Raw genomic sequence first — 1,534 nt, 5'->3', positions numbered from 1 at the left:
CCCTGTGTGTCAGGCTCTTGTGTGACAGGTTTCTGTCTGCACCGGACGCGGCACTCGGGCGGGGAAGGTCCATGATGGATTTTGTTATTCCTGTCCGCCAGTCGAATCGTCACTTCACTGTTGACGAGAAAAACGCGATTTTGGATGAGAACGAAAAGTGCCTTGAGCTAGGCTCCAAGGCCGCCCTGGCAAGGGCGATCGGAGTCAAGGCGGCGACTATTCGGGAATGGGCGTGCGCCCGGGAATCCGGTGATCTGCCAGCTGCGGCCGATTCAAGTTGGGAGGATCCGCGATTGAACGCAGGAGATAAGAAGCAACTCAAACGCGTCCTGAGGGAAAACGAAATCCTCAAGGCCAAACTGGCCCGGTCCGAAGCCGCGGTAGACATTCTGGGAAAAGCTTCCGCGCTCTTGGACGCAATGGCCAAGAGCGCGGCGGCGACCGAGCCACACCTCGAGGAGCCGGAACCGGGACGACCGGAGTGGTTGATGCCAAAGTCTGGAAAGACATCGCCCTGACCTTCGCCGGGAGTCTTGTGACGGCAGGCTGGTCAGCGGTCAAGGCCTGCGCCTTAGTGGGCGTGCATCGCACGTCCTGGTACCGGCGTCTGAATCCTCCCGCCTTGGCCGGGATCACCGTTCCGCATGCCGACCGGGCCTACCCGAACCGGATCACCACGGCCGAAGCCGACGCGTTTATGGGACTGTTGAACTCGGAAAAATACGCGAATCTTTCGGTCACTCAGGCCTATTACCGGATGCTGGACGCGGGGCACTGCTTGTTCTCGATTGCGGCCGCGCACCGGATCGTGGCACGGCACGGGCAGAACGGAGACCGCCGCGCACAGCGCAGCGGCAGCGGCCCGAAAAGAGCCAAACCCGTCTTGGAGGCCACGGACCCGAACCAGCTCTGGAGCTGGGACATCACGATGCTCCACGGCCCAGGCAAACATACCTACCGGCTCTACACAATCATGGACGTGTTCTCCCGCAAGGTCGTCGGCCACCGAGTCGAATACACCGAAACGGCCGCCCTCGCCTCAGCTCTCATCCGGGACGCCGTCGCCGACAACAACCACACCCCCGCCGTCCTCCATGCCGATAACGGGGCCCCGATGCGGGCAGCCACCACGTTTGACCTTGCCCGCTCCTTGGGCATCACCCTGTCGTACTCGCGGCCACGGATCTCCGATGACAACCCCTATTCAGAGTCCCTGTTCAAGACCGTCAAGTACGACCTGGACTTCCCTCGAAGATTCCAGGATCTGCAGCACGCCCGGGAGCACATGGCGGCGTTCTTCACGGACTACAACACCCACCACCGCCACAGCGGCCTGAACTACTACACCCCGGACACCGTCCACCACGGACTGGTCCGGCAAGCACGCCAGCAGCGCCAAGAAACACTCGATGCCTGCTACGCCCGCAACCCAAACAGATACCGACACAAGCCCACCGCCCCGGGATCACCACTCACTGCCGGCATCAACAACAAAGAAACCACCCCGCTGTCACAAACAGCTTGATAAATACCG

The 1,534-nt window shown here is 61.5% G+C and carries 2 protein-coding genes; both read left to right on the top strand.

Features of this window, described 5'->3' with window-relative positions; translation table 11 throughout:
- Positions 1–71 precede the first annotated feature (71 nt).
- Entirely contained in the window at positions 72–518 is a 447-nt protein-coding gene (locus AC1DDG_RS21615) for a transposase (RefSeq protein ID WP_476877690.1), read from the top strand.
- The gene (locus AC1DDG_RS21610) at positions 482–1,525 is read left to right on the top strand and encodes an IS3 family transposase (RefSeq protein WP_476877689.1); all 1,044 of its coding nucleotides are present in this window, start codon (positions 482–484) and stop codon (positions 1,523–1,525) included. The genes AC1DDG_RS21615 and AC1DDG_RS21610 overlap by 37 nt, the downstream gene beginning before the upstream one ends.
- Positions 1,526–1,534 lie beyond the last annotated feature (9 nt).

The sequence above is a fragment of the Arthrobacter sp. 10L430 genome, assembly GCF_056395245.1.
Note: the sequence above shows the minus strand (reverse complement) of the source record. Positions and strands in the feature narration are given on the sequence as shown.

Coding starts and splice junctions, on each gene's coding strand:
- AC1DDG_RS21615 (WP_476877690.1), top strand. CDS start 72: ATGATGGATTTTGTTATTCCTGTCCGCCAGTCGAATCGTCACTTCACT.